This window comes from Litorisediminicola beolgyonensis, from assembly GCF_042679605.1.
Taxonomy (GTDB): Bacteria; Pseudomonadota; Alphaproteobacteria; order Rhodobacterales; family Rhodobacteraceae; genus Litorisediminicola; species Litorisediminicola beolgyonensis.
Window position 1 is genome coordinate 1 of sequence record NZ_JBHTMU010000029.1, and the last position, 19,389, is coordinate 19,389.

15 protein-coding genes are annotated in these 19,389 nt (G+C 65.0%); 14 read left to right on the top strand and 1 reads right to left on the bottom strand.

The genetic code is table 11. The features are described 5' to 3' along the window. Nucleotides 1–42 precede the first annotated feature (42 nt). The 14 genes from ACFQ4E_RS14675 to tagF all read left to right on the top strand — a co-directional run bounded on the left by ACFQ4E_RS14675 (nt 43) and on the right by tagF (nt 16,870). Nucleotides 43–483, top strand: a complete 441-nt coding sequence (locus ACFQ4E_RS14675; protein ID WP_386804830.1) for a hypothetical protein — start codon at nt 43–45, stop codon at nt 481–483. A 390-nt stretch (nt 484–873) separates the two neighbouring features. Then, nucleotides 874–2,013, top strand: a complete 1,140-nt coding sequence (gene tssA / locus ACFQ4E_RS14680) for a type VI secretion system protein TssA (protein ID WP_386804832.1) — start codon at nt 874–876, stop codon at nt 2,011–2,013. A 21-nt stretch (nt 2,014–2,034) separates the two neighbouring features. Continuing rightward, complete coding sequence (gene tssB, locus ACFQ4E_RS14685; RefSeq protein WP_386804834.1) at nt 2,035–2,574, top strand: type VI secretion system contractile sheath small subunit; 540 nt, start codon at nt 2,035–2,037, stop codon at nt 2,572–2,574. Nucleotides 2,575–2,576: 2 nt separating this feature from the next. Then, nucleotides 2,577–4,082: a type VI secretion system contractile sheath large subunit gene (tssC, locus tag ACFQ4E_RS14690; RefSeq protein WP_386804836.1), complete on the top strand. Its 1,506-nt coding sequence runs from the start codon at nt 2,577–2,579 to the stop codon at nt 4,080–4,082. Between the two features lie 28 nt (nt 4,083–4,110). Further along, complete coding sequence (locus tag ACFQ4E_RS14695; protein WP_386804838.1) at nt 4,111–4,599, top strand: Hcp family type VI secretion system effector; 489 nt, start codon at nt 4,111–4,113, stop codon at nt 4,597–4,599. Between the two features lie 21 nt (nt 4,600–4,620). Further along, the gene (gene tssE, locus ACFQ4E_RS14700) at nt 4,621–5,343 is read left to right on the top strand and encodes a type VI secretion system baseplate subunit TssE (RefSeq protein WP_386804840.1); all 723 of its coding nucleotides are present in this window, start codon (nt 4,621–4,623) and stop codon (nt 5,341–5,343) included. Further along, the gene (gene tssF, locus ACFQ4E_RS14705; RefSeq protein WP_386804842.1) at nt 5,343–7,226 is read left to right on the top strand and encodes a type VI secretion system baseplate subunit TssF; all 1,884 of its coding nucleotides are present in this window, start codon (nt 5,343–5,345) and stop codon (nt 7,224–7,226) included. Before tssE ends, tssF begins: the two co-directional genes overlap by 1 nt. Continuing rightward, complete coding sequence (gene tssG, locus ACFQ4E_RS14710) at nt 7,190–8,239, top strand: type VI secretion system baseplate subunit TssG (RefSeq protein WP_386804844.1); 1,050 nt, start codon at nt 7,190–7,192, stop codon at nt 8,237–8,239. The genes tssF and tssG overlap by 37 nt, the downstream gene beginning before the upstream one ends. Then, nucleotides 8,236–9,672, top strand: a complete 1,437-nt coding sequence (gene tagH, locus ACFQ4E_RS14715) for a type VI secretion system-associated FHA domain protein TagH (protein WP_386804845.1) — start codon at nt 8,236–8,238, stop codon at nt 9,670–9,672. Before tssG ends, tagH begins: the two co-directional genes overlap by 4 nt. Nucleotides 9,673–9,679: 7 nt before the next feature. Beyond that, nucleotides 9,680–10,135, top strand: coding sequence for a type VI secretion system lipoprotein TssJ (gene tssJ, locus ACFQ4E_RS14720; RefSeq protein WP_386804847.1), 456 nt, complete (start codon nt 9,680–9,682; stop codon nt 10,133–10,135). Nucleotides 10,136–10,157: 22 nt separating this feature from the next. Then, entirely contained in the window at nt 10,158–11,492 is a 1,335-nt protein-coding gene (tssK, locus tag ACFQ4E_RS14725) for a type VI secretion system baseplate subunit TssK (protein ID WP_386804849.1), read from the top strand. 7 nt (nt 11,493–11,499) lie between these two features. Beyond that, on the top strand, nt 11,500–12,843 hold the full coding sequence (gene icmH / locus ACFQ4E_RS14730) for a type IVB secretion system protein IcmH/DotU (RefSeq protein WP_386804851.1): 1,344 nt from the start codon (nt 11,500–11,502) through the stop codon (nt 12,841–12,843). A gap of 3 nt (nt 12,844–12,846) precedes the next feature. Further along, nucleotides 12,847–16,389 carry a type VI secretion system membrane subunit TssM gene (tssM, locus tag ACFQ4E_RS14735; RefSeq protein ID WP_386804853.1) on the top strand — a complete coding sequence of 1,181 codons (3,543 nt, stop codon included), beginning with the start codon at nt 12,847–12,849 and terminating at the stop codon, nt 16,387–16,389. A 4-nt stretch (nt 16,390–16,393) separates the two neighbouring features. After that, nucleotides 16,394–16,870, top strand: coding sequence for a type VI secretion system-associated protein TagF (tagF, locus tag ACFQ4E_RS14740; protein ID WP_386804855.1), 477 nt, complete (start codon nt 16,394–16,396; stop codon nt 16,868–16,870). Between the two features lie 115 nt (nt 16,871–16,985). On the opposite strand, the gene ACFQ4E_RS14745 is transcribed toward tagF, so the two are convergent. Beyond that, the gene (locus ACFQ4E_RS14745) at nt 16,986–19,358 is read right to left on the bottom strand and encodes a type VI secretion system Vgr family protein (protein ID WP_386804857.1); all 2,373 of its coding nucleotides are present in this window, start codon (nt 19,356–19,358) and stop codon (nt 16,986–16,988) included. Between the last annotated feature and the right edge of the window lie 31 nt (nt 19,359–19,389).

The window sequence follows — 19,389 nt, forward strand, 5'->3', positions numbered from 1 at the left end:
GGCGCAATCTCAGAATTAAGTGCGAAATGACAGCAGGCGCTGTTGCGGCCCGGTGCGCCGGAAGCGCAGGCGTTTCGCAACAGCGTCGCGGCGTTTCTGGTAGCGCCGGAGTACGCGCGTATACAAACGGGTTTCGACGAACGCACCGGCCCGTTGGAGTTGCGCGGGCATATCCCGAACCCCGACGCCGCCGCCCCTTTGGTGACGACGCTCAGGTCCGAGATGGGGACCGGGCTACCTTTGCAGGAAACCCTGCGCATCCTGCCGCGCCCGCAATGCGGGGTGCTCGACGGGATCGACCGGCTTGGCCTGCCGCAATCCGAGGAGCAACTGACCTACAAGCAGCTGATCGGCGAGAATGCCCACGTGCGCGAATATGCCTCTGCCGAGAGGGACCGGATGGTGATCGACCTTGTCGCACCGGACTATCCGGCCTTTGTCTATTTCGATTACTTCGATGCAGACGGGCAGGTGACCCACTGACCCACCTGACGCCGAACCCATTTCTGCCGCTGGAACGACACGACGCGGAAACCGCTTTCGCAATTGGCCGAGAGGGGCCGCTGAACCTGCGGATCGCGCCGCCTTTCGGACAGGACATCGCCGTTGACTGTGCGGCCAGCGCGCCGCTTTAAGAAGGGTTGCGCCCGGTCACCGAGCCCGCGGATGCCTATCTGGACTGGCTGCGCGCCCGGGTGGATGTGGCGCGCGTGGCTGACCCCACCTTCCAAGGCGAGTGGGTTTACCTGTTCGTTGCGACGGGGCCTGACGCAAGGGAAAATTGATCCCGGACCAAGCGTTGCAAGAATCAAATTCTTCTGTAAGATTTCTGAAATAGTTAAAATATTTTTTCTTCGCGGAAGGCCCTGAGGCATGGAGATTGAAAGCCTCCTCGCTCCAATTGGTGAGGATCAAGCATCGGGTGTGGAACTGAGGAACGACGCGCGGTTTCATTCGATTGAACGATTGCTCGAGCCCGCTGGCCGCGATGTGCGCTTAAACAGTGACGGAACAATCAACGAAAGTGCGCCCCCTGTCGACTGGTCGGCGGTCGAGGCGGAATGCCTCGCTCTGGCCGAGGAAGGCCGCGACCTGCGGCTGCTGACCAAGCTTGTGCGCGCGACGTATGCCGCGGATGGTTTTGACGGGCTTGCGCAGGGGCTGGAACTGCTTCGGCGCAGCGTGGCCGAGTTCTGGGACAGCATCCATCCGGCGCTGCGCGACCGCGACGATCCCAAGATGGTCGCGATGCCGCGCACCAACGCGCTGCGACAGCTTGAAAGCGACGACAACGGCCTGCTGGGCGATCTGCGCTTCGGCGCGTTGCTGCAACAGCGCGGGCTGGGCACGATCTTTGGCGACGACTTCTCGATGGGAACGTGGTCGGATTTCGAAGTGTTGAACAACGCGGCCTCGGGGCTGAACCAGTCCGAAAAGGACGCTATCGTCGCCGAACACGCGCAGCGGGTGAACCGGGTCACGGCGGCGACGCGCGCGCTGGCAGCCGAGGAACCGGAACGCGCGGCGGCGATGATGACCGGAATCGGTGCCTGTATTGACGGGATTTCGGCGCTGATCGCGACTTATGGCGAGGTGGCGGGTTTCGGCAACGAGCCGGGCCTGTCCCTGCCCGAATTGACCGCCTTCCTGACCGATTGCCGTAAGACGCTGGCGGCGGCGGTTGCAGCCTCGGACGACGCCGCGGCGCGATCCGACACGGCCGCGCCGTCTGCCGCAGCTCCGGCGGGGGCAGCACCCGCCGCGGCGGCAGCGCCGGCGGGCGGTGGCGGTGGCAACGGCACGATCAATTCGCGCAAGGATGTAGAGGACGCGCTGGACCGGATCGTGGCGTTTTACGAACGCACCGAACCCTCCAGTCCGATACCGCATCTGGCCCGCCGCGTGCGGCGGATGGTGTCGATGGATTTCCTCGAATTGATGGAAGAGGTGGCGCCCTCGGGACTGAAAGAGTTCCGAAGTGTTGCAGGCGTCGAAGAACCCAAAAAACGATAGATCAACAGAAAGGCATGGCAGATGAGTGACAGTAAGCAGAAGGTGATCGAAAGGAACCGGGCGCCCCGGGTCCAGATCGCCTATGACGTCGAACATTACGGCAGCCCGACCACGATTGAATTGCCCTTCGTTATGGGGGTGATGGCCGATCTGGCGGGTGAATCCGAGACCCGCGAAGCGATGAAGCCCGTCGGCGAGCGCAGCTTTGTGGAGACCGACGCGGGCCGTTTCAACAAGTTCATGGAAGCGCTGTCGCCGCGCGTGAAGACTCGGGTCAAGAACACGCTGCCCGCCGCCGAGGGCGAAGAGGCCGACGAGGAGCTTTTCGTCGATCTGTCGTTCAAGAACATGAGCGACTTCGCGCCCGACAAGATTGCCCGGCAGGTGCCCGCGCTGAACGAGCTTCTGAAAATGCGCAACCAGCTGGAAGAGCTGCTGTCCTACATGGACGGCAAGGTGGATGCCGAAAAGCGCATCGCCCAGCTTCTGAACAACGAACCTCTGCTACAGCAGGCCGCCGAGCAGGCGATCGCCGCGGGCAAAGACGGTGAGGAGGGATAACAATGGCTGAGGAACAGAAGCAGGAAGCCGGTGTCGCCGAAGCCGAAGCGCTTGATCTGGGCGAATTCAGCGAACTTCTGGAAAAGGATTTCCGGGTCAAGGATAGCGAGGGCGAAAAGCTAAAGTCGCTGGTGTCGAACCTGGCTTTGGCGGCGCAGGAACGTTCGGGCACGGCGACGATTTCCGGCAACGCGGTGAAGTCCATCAAGTCACTGATCGCGGGCATCGACCAGTTGCTGACCAAGCAGATGAACGAGATCCTGCATGACGAGAAGGTGCGCCAAATCGAGGGCACCTGGCGCGGTCTGCATTATCTGGTGAACAACACCGAGACGGATCAGAAGCTGAAGATCCGCGTGATGAACATGAAGAAGGACGAACTGGCCGACCATTTGGAAGATTACGAAGGCCAGATGTGGGACCAGTCGGACGTCTTCAAGAAGATCTACACCGACGAATATTCGATGTTTGGCGGGGAACCTTTCGGGGCGATCATCGGCGCCTACGAATTCAGCCACAAGCCCAAGGACGTGGGCATGCTGCGCAACCTCAGCGGCATCTGCGCCTCGGCCCATGCGCCGTTCATCGCGGCCGCCGCGCCGCAGCTGTTCCGCATGGAAAGCTGGCAGGAACTGCCCAACCCGCAGGATCTGGAGCAGATCGTATCGAGCCCCGACTATGCATCCTGGCAGTCGCTGCGCGAAAGCGAGGACGCGCGCTATATCGGCCTGACCATGCCGCGCGTACTGGGGCGTCTGCCCTACGGGGCGGATACGGTGCCGGTCAAGGGCTTCGACTTCGAGGAAGAGATCGACGGCAAACATGACCACTACGTTTGGATGAACGCGGCCTTCGCGATGGGCGTGAACATCAATCGTAGCCACAAGCTGACCGGCTGGGGCACCCAGATCCGGGGTGTCGAGTCGGGTGGCACGGTCACCAACCTGCCGGTGCACACCTTCCCCACCGACGATGGCAGCGTGGCGATGAAGTGCCCGACTGAGATCGCCATCGACGACCGCCGCGAGTCCGAACTGGCCAAGCTGGGGATGATGCCGATCCTGCACCGCAAGAACACCGATCTGGCCGCCTTCATCGGGGCGCATTCGTTGCAGGACGATGAAACGCGCGCGGGCAAGCTGGTTGACCCGGATGCGCAGGCCAACGAACGGCTGTCGGCCAACCTTCCTTACCTGTTCCCGGTAAGCCGGTTCGCCCACTACCTGAAGGCCATCGCGCGCGACAAGGTGGGCACGTTCAAGGAACGCGCAGACATGCAGATTTGGCTCGGCGAGTGGATCAACCGCTACGTGCTGGCCAATCCGGCCATGGCTGATGACAAGGCCAAGGCCAAACGGCCTCTCGCGGCAGCCGAAGTGCAGGTGGATAGTGTCGAGGGTCGGCCGGGTTACTACAACGCCCGGTTCTTCTTGCGTCCGCATTACCAGCTTGAGGGGGTCAACGCCTCTTTGCGCCTCGTATCGGAACTGCCCTCAGTGAAGTCCTGACTAGATTGAACGAAATTGGAGACATGACATGCCTTTGACAGCGTATTTGAAGATTGGTGACATTCCCGGTGAATCCCAACGCGTGGATCACGAGGAAGAAATCGACATCCACGACATCCAGTGGAATATCGAACAGGGGTCCGCGGCCCAGGTGGGCCGGGGCCGGGCACGCGCCCGTGCGCAGGTCGATGCGATCTACCTGAAGAAGTTCGCGGATGCGGCGTCGGTCTATCTCGCGCTGGCCTGTATGCAGGGCAAGAGCTTCCCGGACATGGTCCTGTCGGTGCGCAAGGACAGCGGCGAGGCGCATCTCGACTACCTCACCATCACGATGGAGAACGTCACGATCTCCAAGTACGAGGTGATCGGCGTCGGCGAGGAGGAAGGCGGCCAGATGATCGAGGAATGTCTGGGCCTGGTGTTCGAGAACGTCATCTACAAATACATCGTGCAGGAAGACGACCACTCGGCCGGTGACGAGCACGAGATCACCTACGACATCGCGGCGGGCGTGTAAGGCGCGTGCGGCGTTATTGCCGTGGTTGATCGTGACGATGCCGGGACCGTCTCCAGACAGGAGGCGGTCCAGCCGTCGCTTTGGGACCGGCTGGTCGACGACCTGCCGGGCCTGCGCGGCGAAGCGGATGCGCTGTCGCGCGAACTGGCCGCAGACCTGGGCGATGCGGCCGCGGTCGAGGCGCTTGTCGCCGGTGGCGCGCGCGCGGTCGAGGCGCTGGAGGACGCCGATGACGACCTGCGTCAGCGGGCTCACAGGCTGGTGCGCATTTCGCAGCGCGAACGGCGTCTGGCGGAGGGCGGCGTTGTCGTGACTCCGGACGTCCTGCGCGAGGCGGTGCGCCGGGACATAGAAATGTTGTTCAATGTCGAACGGATGGAGGCGGAATACTTGCTGACCGATCGTGAACGGCTGGACGTGGAAAGCCCCGAGGCGCTGCTTGCGGATTATCCCGAGGTGCGGCGATCGGTGCTGAACTATGGCGTGCCGTCCTTTTCGGGCCGCAACAGCGCCGATTTCGACAAGGACGCCCTGTCGCGTGAACTGAAAGAGGTGCTGGCCGTCTTCGAACCGCGCCTGAAGCGCGATTCGATCCGGGTACGCATCATCACCCGCGAAAAGACCGGCATGCGGATCGAAATCGATGGCGTGCTGATGCTGTCGCCGGTGCCGGAACGGCTGCGCCTGTCGACGACCATCGACCTCGACAGTGGCCGTGCCGCCACCCGGCTGGAGGAGCGCTGATGGATCAGGTGTTCCTGGACTATTACGAGGAAGAGCTGTCGCATGTCCGGTCGCTCGCGTCCGAGTTTGCCGCGCTGCACCCGAACGTGGCGCGCAATCTGTCCCTGGAAACCGTGCCCTGCGCGGATCCGTACGTCGAGCGGTTGCTGGAAGGCGTCGCCTATCTGGCGGCGCGCACGCGGCTGAAGGTCGATTCCGAATCGAGCCGCTACGTGCGCAACCTCATTGACACGCTATACCCCGATCTGGGCGGCCCGTCGCCCGCCATGACCATGGCCGAAATGGCGCCGGGTCTGCAGGTGGATAGGATGGTCAACGGTCACGTGATGAAGCGCGGCACGCGGCTGATTTCCTCGCTCAAGGAAGGGGCGCGGACGCGCTGCACCTATACCACGGCGCAGGATGTGGATTTCTGGCCGGTCAAGTTGGGCGAGGTCAGCTATCTGCAGGACAAGGGTGCGCTGGCGCAGGCGGGCTTGTCTGAACAGGTGACGCGCACGGCCAGGGCCGGATTGCGGATCAAGCTGAAACGCAAGGGTGCGGGCACACTGTCAGAATTGTCGCTGGACCGGCTGATGCTCTATTTCGGGGCGGGCACGCGCGGCGGAGCGCTGTTCGACGCGATCTTCGGCTTTGGGGCGGGGGCGGTGGCGCGGCGCGGGGACGGCAAGTCGGTCTTCACCCATACAGGCGCGCCGCAGATGGTCGGCACGGGCGAGGCCGAGGCGCTGTTGCCGCGCCTGCGCCCATCCTTCGAAGGCTACCGTTTGCTGCGCGAATACTTCCTGATGCCCGAACGGTTCTACTTTGTTCGGCTGGACGGGTTGCAGCCTGTAATCCGTGCCTGCGACGGTCCGGGGACCGAGGCCGAGATCATCCTTCTGTTCGCGGCCCAGCGGCCTGATCTGTCCGGTGTCACAGCGGACGATTTCCGGTTGAATGCCACGCCAGTGGTCAACCTCTTCGAACATGAATGCAACATCGTCGAATTGCGCCGGGGCCGGTCGCAGCACCTGATCAGCGTCGACAGGACCCGCCCCAAGGATTTTGAGATCTACCGGCTGTTGAGGGTCGAGGATGCCGATGTGGAGGGCCCACAATCGCGGGTGACGCCGTTGTTTTCGGTCGAGGCGCAGGCCGAAAGCGGCCACGTCTATTCGACCGACCGCCGCCCGCGCCGCCCGGACACGGACGAGGTGCGCCGGGGCCAGACACGGTCGAGCTATACTGGCGACGATTATTACATTTCGGTGGCGCAGCCCGCGACCGGACGCCGGGCGCGTCCGATCCGGCGACTGGACATTCGGGCGCTCTGCACCAATCGCGACCTGCCAATCTTCGATGACCGTCCGAAGCTAACCCTGGAAACCGGCGATCCGGTGCAACAGGTCAACCTGCTGGGTCCGATGCGTCGTCCGCGCCCGTCTCTGCGCGCCAGTCTGCCGTCGGGGGCCTCGGACGAGGCGCAGGTCGACGACCTGACCTGGCGTTGGATTTCGCAGCTGAGCCTAAATCACATTTCGCTCGCCGTTGACGACAAGGATGCCGAACCCCTGCGCGCGCTGATCAAGCTATACGCGGACCGGGGCGACCCCGGCCTTGCCCGCCATGCGGAGGCGGTGGTGCGGGTGCAGTCGAAACCGGTGGTGGACCGGCTGGACATCGCCGGGCCGCTCTGTTTCGCGCATGGCACCGAGATCACCGTAGAAGTGAACACGGCGCTGATGTCGGGGGGCAGCACCTTGCTGATGTCGGCGCTACTGGCGCAGCTATTCACGCGGCACACGTCAATCAACTCGTTTGTCCGGACCAAGACCCGGCTGACCCAGGACCAGACGGAGGTGACATGGCCGATAAAGACCGGCATCCGGGCGATGATCTGACGCCCGCCGATGACCCGGTCGACGTTGCCGGGATGGATTTTTTCGAACTGCTGCGGCGGCTGGAAACCGGCGGGCGGCGCTTTGGCCGCGCAGGCACGGCGGAACGCGAACCGGCCCGGCTGGGCCAGTCCGCGCGCCAGACATTCGCGGCCAGCGACGTGGCGGGGCTAAGCCAGGTTGGCGGCAAACCACATGTGGCGGTGAACGTGCTGGGGCTGATCGGCCCGGAAGGCCCGATGCCGCTGCACATGACCCGCTGGATCATCGCGCGGCAGTCGAACCGGTGGTTTTCCGGCGATGACAGCGGCACGCTTGCGGATACGTCGTTTCTCGACTTCCTCAACATGCTGCAGCACCGCATGATCGCGCTGTACTGGCGGTCGTGGGCCGATGCCCGGCCCGAGGAGCATATCGCCCACGGCGATGGCGGCCGGGTGACGGCGATGATCCGCGCGCTGGCGGGGATCGGTCTGCCGGGCAGCGTGACCGGGGATATCCGCATCGACGGGGCCAAGCTGCGGCATGCGACCTCGCTGGCGCAAGAGGCGCGCAGCCCGGAACGGTTGACGGCCTTCCTTGAGACCGTGCTGGGCGTGCCGGTCGATCTGGCGGAATTCGTCGGTGTTTGGATCGACATCCCCGACCATCTGCAGACCCGGCTGGGCCAGCAGCATGCCGGACTGGGCACCGGCGCGGTGCTGGGCGCGCGGACCTTCAACCGCCAGTCGCGGGCCGAGATCCGGCTGGGTCCGCTCAGCTATGACCAGTTCGCGACCTTCATCGACGACGCCAAAGCGTGGGAGCGGTTGCGCCATGCGGTGATCTATGCGGTGGGCAAGGATATCGACTTTGGCCTGCGGCTGTTCCTCAAGGCCAATGACGTGCCCGCGGCGCGGCTGGGCCAGGTCCGACTGGGCCGCACCACGTGGCTGAACCCCGAACCGGGGCGTGACCCGGACGATCTGTGTTTTCACCGGATCACCGACCCCGCCAGCAACAGGAGTGCCGCATGAACGTGCGTCTGGTCATCGAATCCGCCCCCCACGCGCAAGCCGTGTCTGAGCGCGTGTTCGAAGGTGGCCGTCTGGTGATCGGGCGCAGCGACGACGCGGACTGGCAGTTGAACGACCCCGACATGTTCGTGTCGCGTCAGCACTGCATCCTGACCGAAGAGGCCGGGCGCGTGATGGCGACCGATGCCTCCAGCGGCGGGCTGTTCATCGACAACGCCGCCAACCCGGTAGGGTCGGGCAATTCGGTGCCGGTCGAGCCGGGCATGCGACTGCGTCTGGGGGATTTCGTGCTGCGGATCGAGGCCGTGACGGTGCCCGCGCGCGCACCCGAGCCTGCCCCGCAAAAGGGCGGGATGAGTTTCGATTTCAACTTCGGCGCGCCGGACCCCGCGCCCGAGCCCGTCGAGCGCCCGGCCAGTCTGCCGGATCCCTTCGGCCTGTCGACCGACAGCCGCAGCCATGAACGGCGCCGCACCCCCGAACCGCCCCGTCCGCTGGATCAGGAAGACCCGTTCGGGCTGGACCTGCGCAGCCCGTTCGAGGACCGAACACCGGTTGTTGCGCCTGCCGATTCCGAACCGCGCCGTGGCGGCGCCGGGGGGTATTTCGGTGGCGGTGGGGCACCGTCTGGCGACAGGTCGGACGACACCCGGCTGCCGGAACCGCCCGCCCCCAGGAAGGACCTGTTCGCCAGTTGGGACGCGCCCGTCGCGACCCCCGCGCCCGAGCCCGCACCGGACCCGGACCCAGAGCCCGATACGATCCCTGAGCCGGTCCCCGTGCCCGCGCCGCCACCGCCGGAGGTGCACGTGCCAGAACCTGCGCCTGCGCAGGTCACACCGCCCTCGCCGGTGTCGGCGGCGGATGCCGATCTGCGGACGGCGCTTTTGCGCAGCATGGGGCTGGACCCCGACCGGATCACCGGCGATTCCACCCAGCAGATGGAACAGATCGGCAAGTCCATGCGCGCGCTCGTGGAAGGTGTTATGCTGCTTCTCAGAACTCGCGCGCAGGCCAAGCAGAAGGCGCGGGTGGCCCAGACCATCATCGCCAGCGCCGACGTCAATCCGCTCAAATTCCTGGCCACGCCCGAAGATGCGCTGGCCGCCATGATCGCCCTCAGCGGCAAGAGCTACCTGGATGCCGACGCCGCCGTAAACGAGGCGTTCCGCGACCTGACCGACCACCAGGTCCGCACCTGGGCCGCGCTTCAGACCGCGCTACGGCGGATGATCGACAAGTTCGACCCCCAAGAGGTCGAGAAAGAGATGGAGGATATCGGTCTTCTGGAAAGCTTGATTGCCGGAGGACGCAGCGCAAAGCTGTGGCAGCTTTACGAAGGCCGTTACCGCGAGATCGCGGAAGCGGCGGAACAGGAATTTCTGGGCGAGGTGGGCGCAGATTTCCGCGACGCCTACGAAAACGAAAGGTGAGGTTGAGATGATTTTGCAAAGACGGACTTTCTTTCTGATGGGATCGGCCGGGCTGCTGCTGGCGGGTTGCATGGGGGAAACCCCGCCCACGGTACTTTCGGTCAGTGCGCAGGGTCGCGCGGGAATGAACCCCGGCCCGGACGGGTCCGACCGGCCGGTCACGCTGACCGTGTTGCAGATATCGGGCACCGGCGCGTTTGATGCGGCGGATTACTTTGCCCTGCAAAACCCGTCGGCAGCGCTGGGGGGCGAACTGATCAAGGCGGATCAGCTGGTGCTGGCGCCGGGCGGCACGGCGTCGCGCGCCATTGCGGTGCAGCCGGGCACCACGGCCATCGGCGTGACTGCGGGCTTCCGCGACCCGGCTGGACGCACGGTGCGGCGGCGGATCGCGGTGCCGCCGCCTTCGACCGGGTTGATCATTTCGGTGGGCCCTGACGGTATCAGCGTCAATACCGCTTGACACCGATGAAGATGGGTAAGGCATGACAGACAGGAACAAGGTGGTCTGGTCCGAGGGGCTTTTCCTTCGGACGCAGCACTTTCAGCAGCAGGACCGGCATACGGAATGGCTGATCCGTCAGGCGTTGCAGTTCACCCCGCTGCAAAGCTTCGGGTTCTCGAAGCTGAAGCTGGACAAGGCGGCTCTGGACGCAGGTCAGATTGCGATTACCGAGGCCGAGGGCGTGCTGCCCGACGGCACGGTGTTCTGGCTGCCCGACGGCACCGCGCCGGTCGATCCGGTGCCGGTAACGGCCAAGACCGACGCGGGCCTGGTCTGCCTTGCCCTGCCCGCGCAGGCGGCGGGCGTGGCCGAGATCGACGCCGCCCATGCCGACCCGTCCGGGATGCGGCTGCGCGGTGAAATGATCACGATCCGCGACGCCATTCGCGGCGGCGCCGACCCGACCGAGATCGAGGTCGCGAGGCTGGCGCCCAAGATCCTGCTGCCCGGCGAAGAAACGCGCGGTTACGCCACGCTGCACATTGCCCGGATCACCGGTCTGGGGGCCGAAGGCGCGGTGGCGCTGGACGAAAGGTTCCTCGCGCCTGCGCTCAATATCGGGGCGGTGGCCTGGTATGCCGGGTTCCTCAAGGAACTGGTCACCGGCATCGACCGCGTCGCTGAGGCGCATGGGTCGATGGTGCTGGGAGGCGCGGGGGCCTCGATGGAGAACCTGCTGATCCTGGAACTGGCCAACAGCGCGCGGCCCCGGCTGGCGCATCTGATGGCGCAAGGCGACTGCCACCCGTCTGACCTGTTCGGCGAACTGGCGGGGCTGGCGGGCCGCATGGCGACCTATGGCGCGTCGGACCGGCGCATGACCGAACTGCCGGTCTACATCCACGCCGACCCGCAAGAGGCATTCGGCGTTCTGACCGATACGCTGCGGTCGCTCGTCCTGTCGCTGCGGCATGTGGAGCCGAAGTCGCGGGCACTGAAGGTGTCGCGCCACTCGGACAACATCTGGACGGTGCGCATCGACAACGCCGAACTGATCAAATCCAGCCGGATCGTGCTGCGCATCGGAGGCGACATGTCCGAGGCGATGCTGCGCAAGATTTTCGTCGATCAGGCGACGGTGGGCGCGGCGGACGATTTCGACAAGCTGTGGAAATCCAGGCTGCCGGGCATCCCGCTGAAGGCGCTCAACTCGCAGCCGCGCGAGATCCCCTATGACGGAGACCGGCTGTGCCTGGAACTGGACCGGTCGTCCTCGCATTATGCCGCGCTGGCCGATGCGCCGGGCTTTGTGCTGGGCGTGGCGGGCAATCTTGAGCGGGAACCGCAAATCGACTGCTACGCGGTCAACCGATAGGGCCAAGATGACAAGCGATGATCCCTTTGGCCTGGAAAACGACGCCGGGCGCACGCGTATCCGGCCCCGGCGCAGCACGGGCGGCGGACCGGCGGCGGCCCGGCCCGCGCTGGTGGCCACGGGGGCGCCGCTGCGTGATGCGCGGGCCAGCGAAAACCCGCTGGTCCGGGCCTTTGCCGCGCTTCTGGGGATGGCGCCGGAACTCGAACGCGCGACCGCGCCCGACAACCCCGACGTCCTGCGCACCCGTTTGCAGGAAAACCTGACCTATGCCCGCGACAGCGCCGTGTCGATGGGCGTGCCCCTGACCCGTGCCGACCAGGGTGCGTGGTTCGTAGGCGCGTTGCTGGACGATGTGGCGATCAACACGCCCTGGGGCGGGCACAGCGGCTGGCCGCGCCTGCCGCTGGTGGCGGCGATGTATGGCAACGTGGACGCGGGCGAGCGGTTCTTTGATCTGGCCGAGGACCTGATGCGCTACCCCGAGCGCGATCCGCAATTGCTGGAGCTTGTGTTTCTTTGCCTGTCGCTGGGCTTTCGCGGGAAGCACCGGGTCAGCGGGGCCTCGGGCGAGGCGGAAATCGCCCGACTACGCGGCCAGATGGCGCGGCTACTGCATGATCGCGACGCCGAGGATGCGCCGCTCGCCCCCCATTGGCAGGGGGTCGAGGCGGAGGACGAGGATCGCGGCTTTGTCGTGCCGATCTGGTCCATCGCGCTGATCGCCGTGGCGCTCATCACCGCGATATATGTCGGTCTGGGCATCCGCCTGTCGAACCGGGGCGAGCAGCTTTTTACGCTGGCCAGCGTCCTGCCGCCGCCCGAGCGGGCCGACATTTTCCGCCCCATCATCGAAACCGTCGAAACCCCGACCCTGACCGCCGAACCGCTGGTGTTCGAGCTGTTGCCGCTCTTCGGCGCCGCCGCGCCCGAGGCGACGGCCACGGCATTGACCGGCCGCGAGGACGTGTCGATCGCCGTAGTGGTGGTGCAATCCACCAACCCCGAGGTGTTCCGGTCGGCCAAGGCGGATCTGAATACGACCTACGGCGCGCTGATCGACTCGATTGCCAAGGTCATCGTCGAGAATGCCGAACTGATCGGATCGGTCCGCGTGGTGGGCCATACCGACAGCATCCCGGTCCAGACTTCGAACCCTTTCCGGTCGAACCAGGGGCTGAGCGAAGCACGCGCCAAGACGATTGCCGACCTGCTGGTGCGCGCGGGCGTGCCCGCAGGGCTGGTCAGTTCCGAAGGCCGGGCTGCGACCGAACCGATTGCCGACAACGGCACCAAGGCCGGCCGGGCGCGCAACCGCCGGGTCGAGATCATCCTGCAGAAAAAGGTCTGAGCCATGGCCGTTCTGAAGAAAATCCTCGGATTCCTATTTTCGCGTTTCCTGTGGACGCTGATCGGAATCACCGTGCTCTGCGTGCTGATCTGGTTCTATGGCCCGCTTCTGTCATTTGGCGAAGCGCAGCCGCTTGCGTCGGACCTGACCAGGATCATCGTGATCGGGGTGATCGTGATCCTGTGGCTGGTGTCGATGCTGCTGCGCCAGATGCGCGCGGCGACCGCTAACCGCGCCTTCGTGGCGGAACTGGCGGCGCCGCCGCCCGACATGACGCCGGGGGTCGGTCAGGAAAATCTGGCCGAGGTGCAGGCCAAGTTCCAGAACATTCTCGAACAGATGAAGCGGTCCAAGCTGGGTGGGCGCAAGTTCCTGCGCGACATGCCATGGTATGTGATCATCGGCCCGCCGGGCACCGGCAAGACCACCGCGCTGCGCCAGTCCGGGCTGCACTTTCCGATTGACCTGTCCGACGATCTGAAAGGCATCGGCGGCACCCGCAACTGCGACTGGTTCTTCACCGAGGACGCGGTGCTGATCGACACCGCCGGCCGGTATGTGCAGCAACAATCCGACCCCGAGGTTGACGCCGCCGAATGGCGCGGTTTCATGGAACTTCTGGTGAAACACCGCGGAAGGCGCGCGCTGAACGGGGTGATCCTGACGCTGTCGGTGCAGGAATTGGCGGGCGACGATGCCTCGATCCGCGAACACGGGCGCGAGATCCGCAAGCGTCTGGCCGAGCTGCGCGAACAGACCGGGCTGAAGCTGCCGGTCTACCTTATGATCACCAAGACCGATCTTGTGCCCGGGTTCGAGTCCTCTTTCGGCGATCTGAACTCGCGCGAGCGCGAACAGGTCTGGGGCGCGACGTTGGGCACCGGCGAACGGGTCGACAGCGTGACCGTCGAACGCGAGATAAAGGCCCTGCAAGAGGTTCTGGAAGGCCGGCTGGTGGGCCGGATCGCCGATGATCTGCCGCTGGGCCAGCGGGCCGAGGTGTTCCGCTTCCCGTCGCAACTGGACCAGCTGACCGGTCCCTTGAAGGTGCTGATCGAGGCTGTCTTTGGCGAAAGCCGCTACGAGGAAGCCCCCTGGCTGCGCGGCTTCTACTTTACCTCCGCCACGCAGGAAGGATCGCCCATCGACCGGATGGTCGCGGGGATCGCCGGATCTCTGGGCCTTGCCGCGCCTCCGCCAGAGCGGCGCACCCATGGCGAAAAGCGCAGCTTCTTCCTGCGTGGCCTTCTGACCGACCTCGTCTTCCCCGAGGCCGGTCTTGGCCGTTTCGACCCGCGCGCTGAGGAACGTCGGCGGTGGATTTGGCGCGGTTCGCTTGCCACGGCCGCTTTGGCCGTGGTGGTGCTGGGCACGCTGTTTCTGTTTTCCTACCTGCGCTGGGGCGGCGCGCTGGCAGATCAGGAACGCCAGCTGGCCAACTTGTCCGGGCGGCTGGCCAACGTCGCCGCGCGGCAGGCCCCGACCGATCCGCTGGACCTGAACCTCGCGCTCGAGGCGGTAAACGAAACCGCCACGGCGGTGACCGCCGTGCCCGCCAGCGCGCTGACGATCCTTGGCCCGTCGGCGGAACCCGAAATCGTACAGGTCAAAGCGATTGCCTATGACCGGTCCCTGCGCAATATCCTGGAACCGCGTATGGTGGCGATGCTCGAGGCCACCATGTGGCGCCACAGCCGCGACCCGGAATTTCTGCTGGGGGCGCTGAAATCCTACCAGATGCTGACCGGGCAGGCGCCCTATGACGCTGAATTCCTGGGCGTGTGGTGGCAGACCGTTCTGCCAGATTTTGCGCCCATCGACCCGTTCCCGACCGAGGAAAGCGTCGATCACCAGCTGGCCGCGCTAGAACGGATGGCCTCGGAAGAAACCAAGATCGCGCCCGATCCGGCGCTTATCTCGACCGCGCTGGAAAGCATCTGCACCATTCCGTTGGCGGTGCGCGCCTATCGCAACCTGCGCTCGGAGCCGTCCGTGGCGGCGCTGCCCGAATGGGTGCCGGCTGAAAAAACCGGACCAAACGGACCCAGCGTGCTGACCCGGCTGTCTGAAAAGACCCTGCGCGTGGGATTGCCGGGGGCGTTCAGCTATGATGGCTTCCACACTACGGTCCTGCCGCTGGTGCCCGAGGTCGCGGCCCAGGCGACGCTGGACCGCGCGGTGTTCGCGGGCGGCTGCAACGAAAGCGCCGAAGCGTCGGTCGATACGCTTGAGGCCGATATCCTCAAGCTTTATTACGACGATTTCATCGCGCAATGGGACGGGTTCCTGCGCGATGTCCGCCTGTCGCCGATCTCGGACCTGGGTCAGGCGCAGCGCAACCTCAAGGATCTCGCGTCCGCCGACAGCGCGCTGAAGCGGCTGCTCGATTCAGTGGTGACCGAAACCAATCTGGCCCGGCCCAAGGATGAAGACGCCGATAGCGACGCCGCGCAAAAAGGCGCGCTCAAGGCCGCGTCCAAGCTGGGCAAACTGGGAAAGCTGGTCAAGACAGGCGCGAAGATCGCCCAGAAGTCCGGGCTGGGGCAGGGCGAAAACGCGCCGCCGCCAGGCACGCCGGTGTCGGATCACTTCAAGCCCATCCGCGCCACGGTCGAAGAGGTCGACGGTCAGGCGCCCCTTTTGGGCGATGCGATCGCGGCGCTGACTGCGCTGTCGAACGAATTGCAGACCGTCGCCGCCAGCCCCGACCCGCAATCGGCGCTCCTGGCGCGCGGGGGCCTGCCGCAACTGACCGGGGCCATCGCCAACGAAGCGGCGCTGCTGCCCGATCCGATCGACAAGTGGGTCGCGGGCATCGCGGGCGACACGATCAGCGTCACGCGGGACGCCGTCATCGCGCAGCTCAACGCGCGCTGGCGGGCCGATGTGCTGCCCTTCTGCCAATCCTCGACTGCCGGGCGCTATCCGTTCGACCAGTCCTCGGCCATCGACGTTAACACGCTGGATTTCGCGCGGCTCTTTGGGCCGGGCGGGCTGATCGACGCGTTCACCACCGACAATCTGGGCGCCTATATCGATACGACCGTGCGGCCATGGCGCTGGCGGGCGGACTTCGGTCTGGACGCGGCGCTGCTGGCCCCGTTCGAGAACGCCCGGTCGATGCGCGATGCGCTGTTCCCCGGCGGCGCCGGTCCGATCATGGCCTTCAGCCTGGAACCGAAGGACCTGTCCGCCAATGCCAGCCGCGTGACCCTGAACGTGGACGGGCAGGCGCTGACCTACTTCAACTCGGCTACCCGGCCGATGCCGATGACCTGGCCGGGGCCCGATGGCACCAACATGATCACGCTCAGCTTCGCGCCGGTAGATGGCACGGCGGAACTGATCACGTCCGAGACCGGAAGCTGGGCGTTCCTGCGCCTGATCCGGGGCGGGCGGCTGTCCAAGACGGCGCTGCCCGAGGTGTTTGGACTGCGCCTGTCGGCCAGGGGGTTTTCGGCCGCGTTCGACCTGCGGGCGAATTCGGTGGAAAACCCGTTCGACCTGAGCATGTTCTCGGGGTTCACCTGCCCGCGCGGTTTCTGAGCAGGTGGCGACAGGGATATTCGGCAAGCTTCCCGCCGCCGGCGACTTCGTCGCGCGCGGACTGCCGCCCGGTGTCCGGGGCGCGCTGGACCGCTGGGTGACGCAGGCGCTGACGCCCCATGCGGCCAACCTGCGGGCCTGGCCCGAAGCGGGACTGCGCGGTGTCGTGGACAGCCCGGTGGGCCCGCTTGCGCTGGTGGCCGTGCCAAGCGAAGACGGCGCCGGGCGGGTCTTTCCCTTATTGGCCGTGGCAGTGGCGGAGGCCTGTGACCGCGCATCGGTGGATGCCTGGGCGGACGCGGTCCTGCCCTGGCTCGACCGTGCGGTCGAGGGCGACCTGACAACGGACGCGCTGGCGGCGGGGGTCGCGGCCCAGGGCCCGGGCGCGGGGGACGGCGGATTGGCTGTGCCCACCTTGTGGCATGCGGGCCGGGACCCCGCCGCGCCGAACGAGGTGACGGCCACACGGTTCGGCGCCTGAGCCCATGCGACACCTACGCCGCCGTGGACGTCCCGGACGAACGGGCAACTCTGCCGATTTCTTTAAAAGAAATCGGCAGAGTTGCCCCGCTGGAGCGATGAATCCCGGGCGCTGATCAGTTCTGGTTGATCTTGCTGCCCTTCATGGTGATCTCGCCTGACGCCTTCACGATGATCTTGCCCGACCCGTTGATCGTGATGTCCTTGCCGTCGATGGTGATGGTGCCATCCTTCTTCAGCACGATCGACGCCTTGCCGCATTTCAGCACCAGCTGGTCTCCGGCCTCGACCAGGATGTTCTTGTCGGCCTTGAAGGTCCCGTCCTTTTCGGTGTGGTGGAACATGTTGTCCTTCACCATGAAGGTCTGCATGCCGTCGACCCAGAAATCCTGTTCCTTGGTGACCTTGACCTCTTGTTCCTTGTGGATGGTTGTGGTCTGCTTGCCCTTGACCTCGAACGTGTCGTCGGACTGCACGTAACGGCTTTGCGATCCGCCCACGCGCACCGTCCGCTCCCGGCCGACGGTCATGGTCTGCGCGCCGCCGATGGCGCGGCTTTCGGCCAGGCCGACCTTGTCGGACCGGGCCGCGCCGACGACGATGGTCTGCGTCAGGCCCACATGCTGCTTGTGGTTCTCGCCGATGGTTTCGGTCGAGTTCGACCCGATGTTGATCGTCTCGTCCGACCCGACCGTCAGAGACCGGTTGTTGCCCACGCTTTCGGTGTCGTTATTGCCGATGGCCACAGTGCGGTTCCGGGTGACACGGGTGGATTTGTCGTTGCCCACGCTTTCGGTCCGGTTGTTGCCGACCGATTGGGTGGCGTCGTGGCCCACATCCTCGATCCAGTCGTTGCCGATATTGCGGGTCTCGTTGTTCTTGATTAGCTCGTCATGGTCTTTCTGGGCCTGGAAATAGACCAGTTCCTCGCCCGTCTTGTCCTCGAACATCAGTTCGTTCCATCCGCCGCCACCGGGGGACGAATTCGACTTCCACCCCGATTGCGTGGCATTCCCCGGCAGGCCGTAGGGGGGCATCTGTTCGGCGTTGTAGACCCGTCCGGTGATGATCGGCTGGTCGGGATCGCCTTCGAGGAAATCGACGATCACCTCCTGCCCGATGCGCGGGATCTGGATGAACCCCCAACCGGACCCGGCCCAGACGGAACTGACACGGACGAAGCAGGACGTGTGCTCGTCACGGTCGCCCTGCCGGTCCCAGTGGAACTGGACCTTCACGCGGCTGTATTCGTCGGTAAAGATCTCTTCGCCGGCGGGGCCGCAGACGACGGCGGTCTGGGGCCCTTTCATCACCGGCTTGGGCGTGATCCGCGCGGGCCGGAACGGCACCGTTTTGGGGATCAGGTTGAAATGCACCCGGCAGCCGGCATCCTCGACGCCCGGCCCGTCATCATAGGGCCCGTCATTCTCCAGGCGGGCGAAGTGCCGCGCGCGATAGAACCCGTCCCAGATGACGTAATCGGTGCGTTCGACCGCATAGAGTGTGTTGTCGGCATCGCGGTAGTAGCCGCTCAAATGAAAACGGTACCCCGAGGCCACCATGCTGGACGTCGCGTGCGCCTCGATCTGCGCCCCGTAACTGATGTTTTCATCAATGCGGATATTGGCCAGATCCTGACCGCGGCCGTGGTCGACATAGTTTCCGGGATAGGAATAGCGTTTGGCTTTGTCATCGCGATGCGCCCGCCGTTTTTTGCCATGCGCCCGCGGTTTGTTGCCACGGGTCATCAGATCGGCCGACGGTTTGGTAAAATCGTAATCCGTCAGGGTGTGCGCGCCGGATGTGATCGTGTCGAGCCGCCGAAAGCTGCCCACCATACCGGGTCCGGACCGGACAAACTTCGCACCGGCTGAGTACCGCATGTCCTCGCAGTATTCCGCTGTCGGCAGGGTGGCGAAATTGTCGGTCAGAACCAGCGTGTGTTTGCCGTCCTCGAAGGCGAAGTAGTAGAACACCCCCTCGTGTTCGAGCAGACGTTGTACAAAATCCAGATCGGTTTCCCCGTATTGCACGCAATAGTCGCGGGGTGGCAGAGTGCTTCTCCCCCGCCATTCGTGGTCGGTCACGCCATGCTGGTTCAGAACTTCCGTGACGATCTCACGGGCCGACATTTCCTGAAAGATCCGGTTGTCGGTGGTCTTGCTCAGCTGCCAAAGCCGAGGGCGCAGGGTCAGGCGGTAGCGGTAAAGCTCGTCATCGTCATATCCGAGGAAGCGGAACTGATCGACCACGCCGTGGAAATACCGGGTCTGGTCGAGGTTGTCTTGGTCGCTCCAGACCTTGACCGTGACCTCCTGACCCAGAAGGTCGAGCGGGTCGATTTCGGGGTCTTCGCTGCTGGCGTCGACCTCGTATTGAAAACAGCGGCTGATCTGGTCAAAGCCTTCCAGCGCGATGAAAAAGAGCGTTTGATCGCCCTTGGAGGTGGTCAGGGGGGTGGTCAGCTCGGCAAGACGGCCTTCAGACATGTCAAAGCTCCTTTTTCAGAGCGGAATAGAA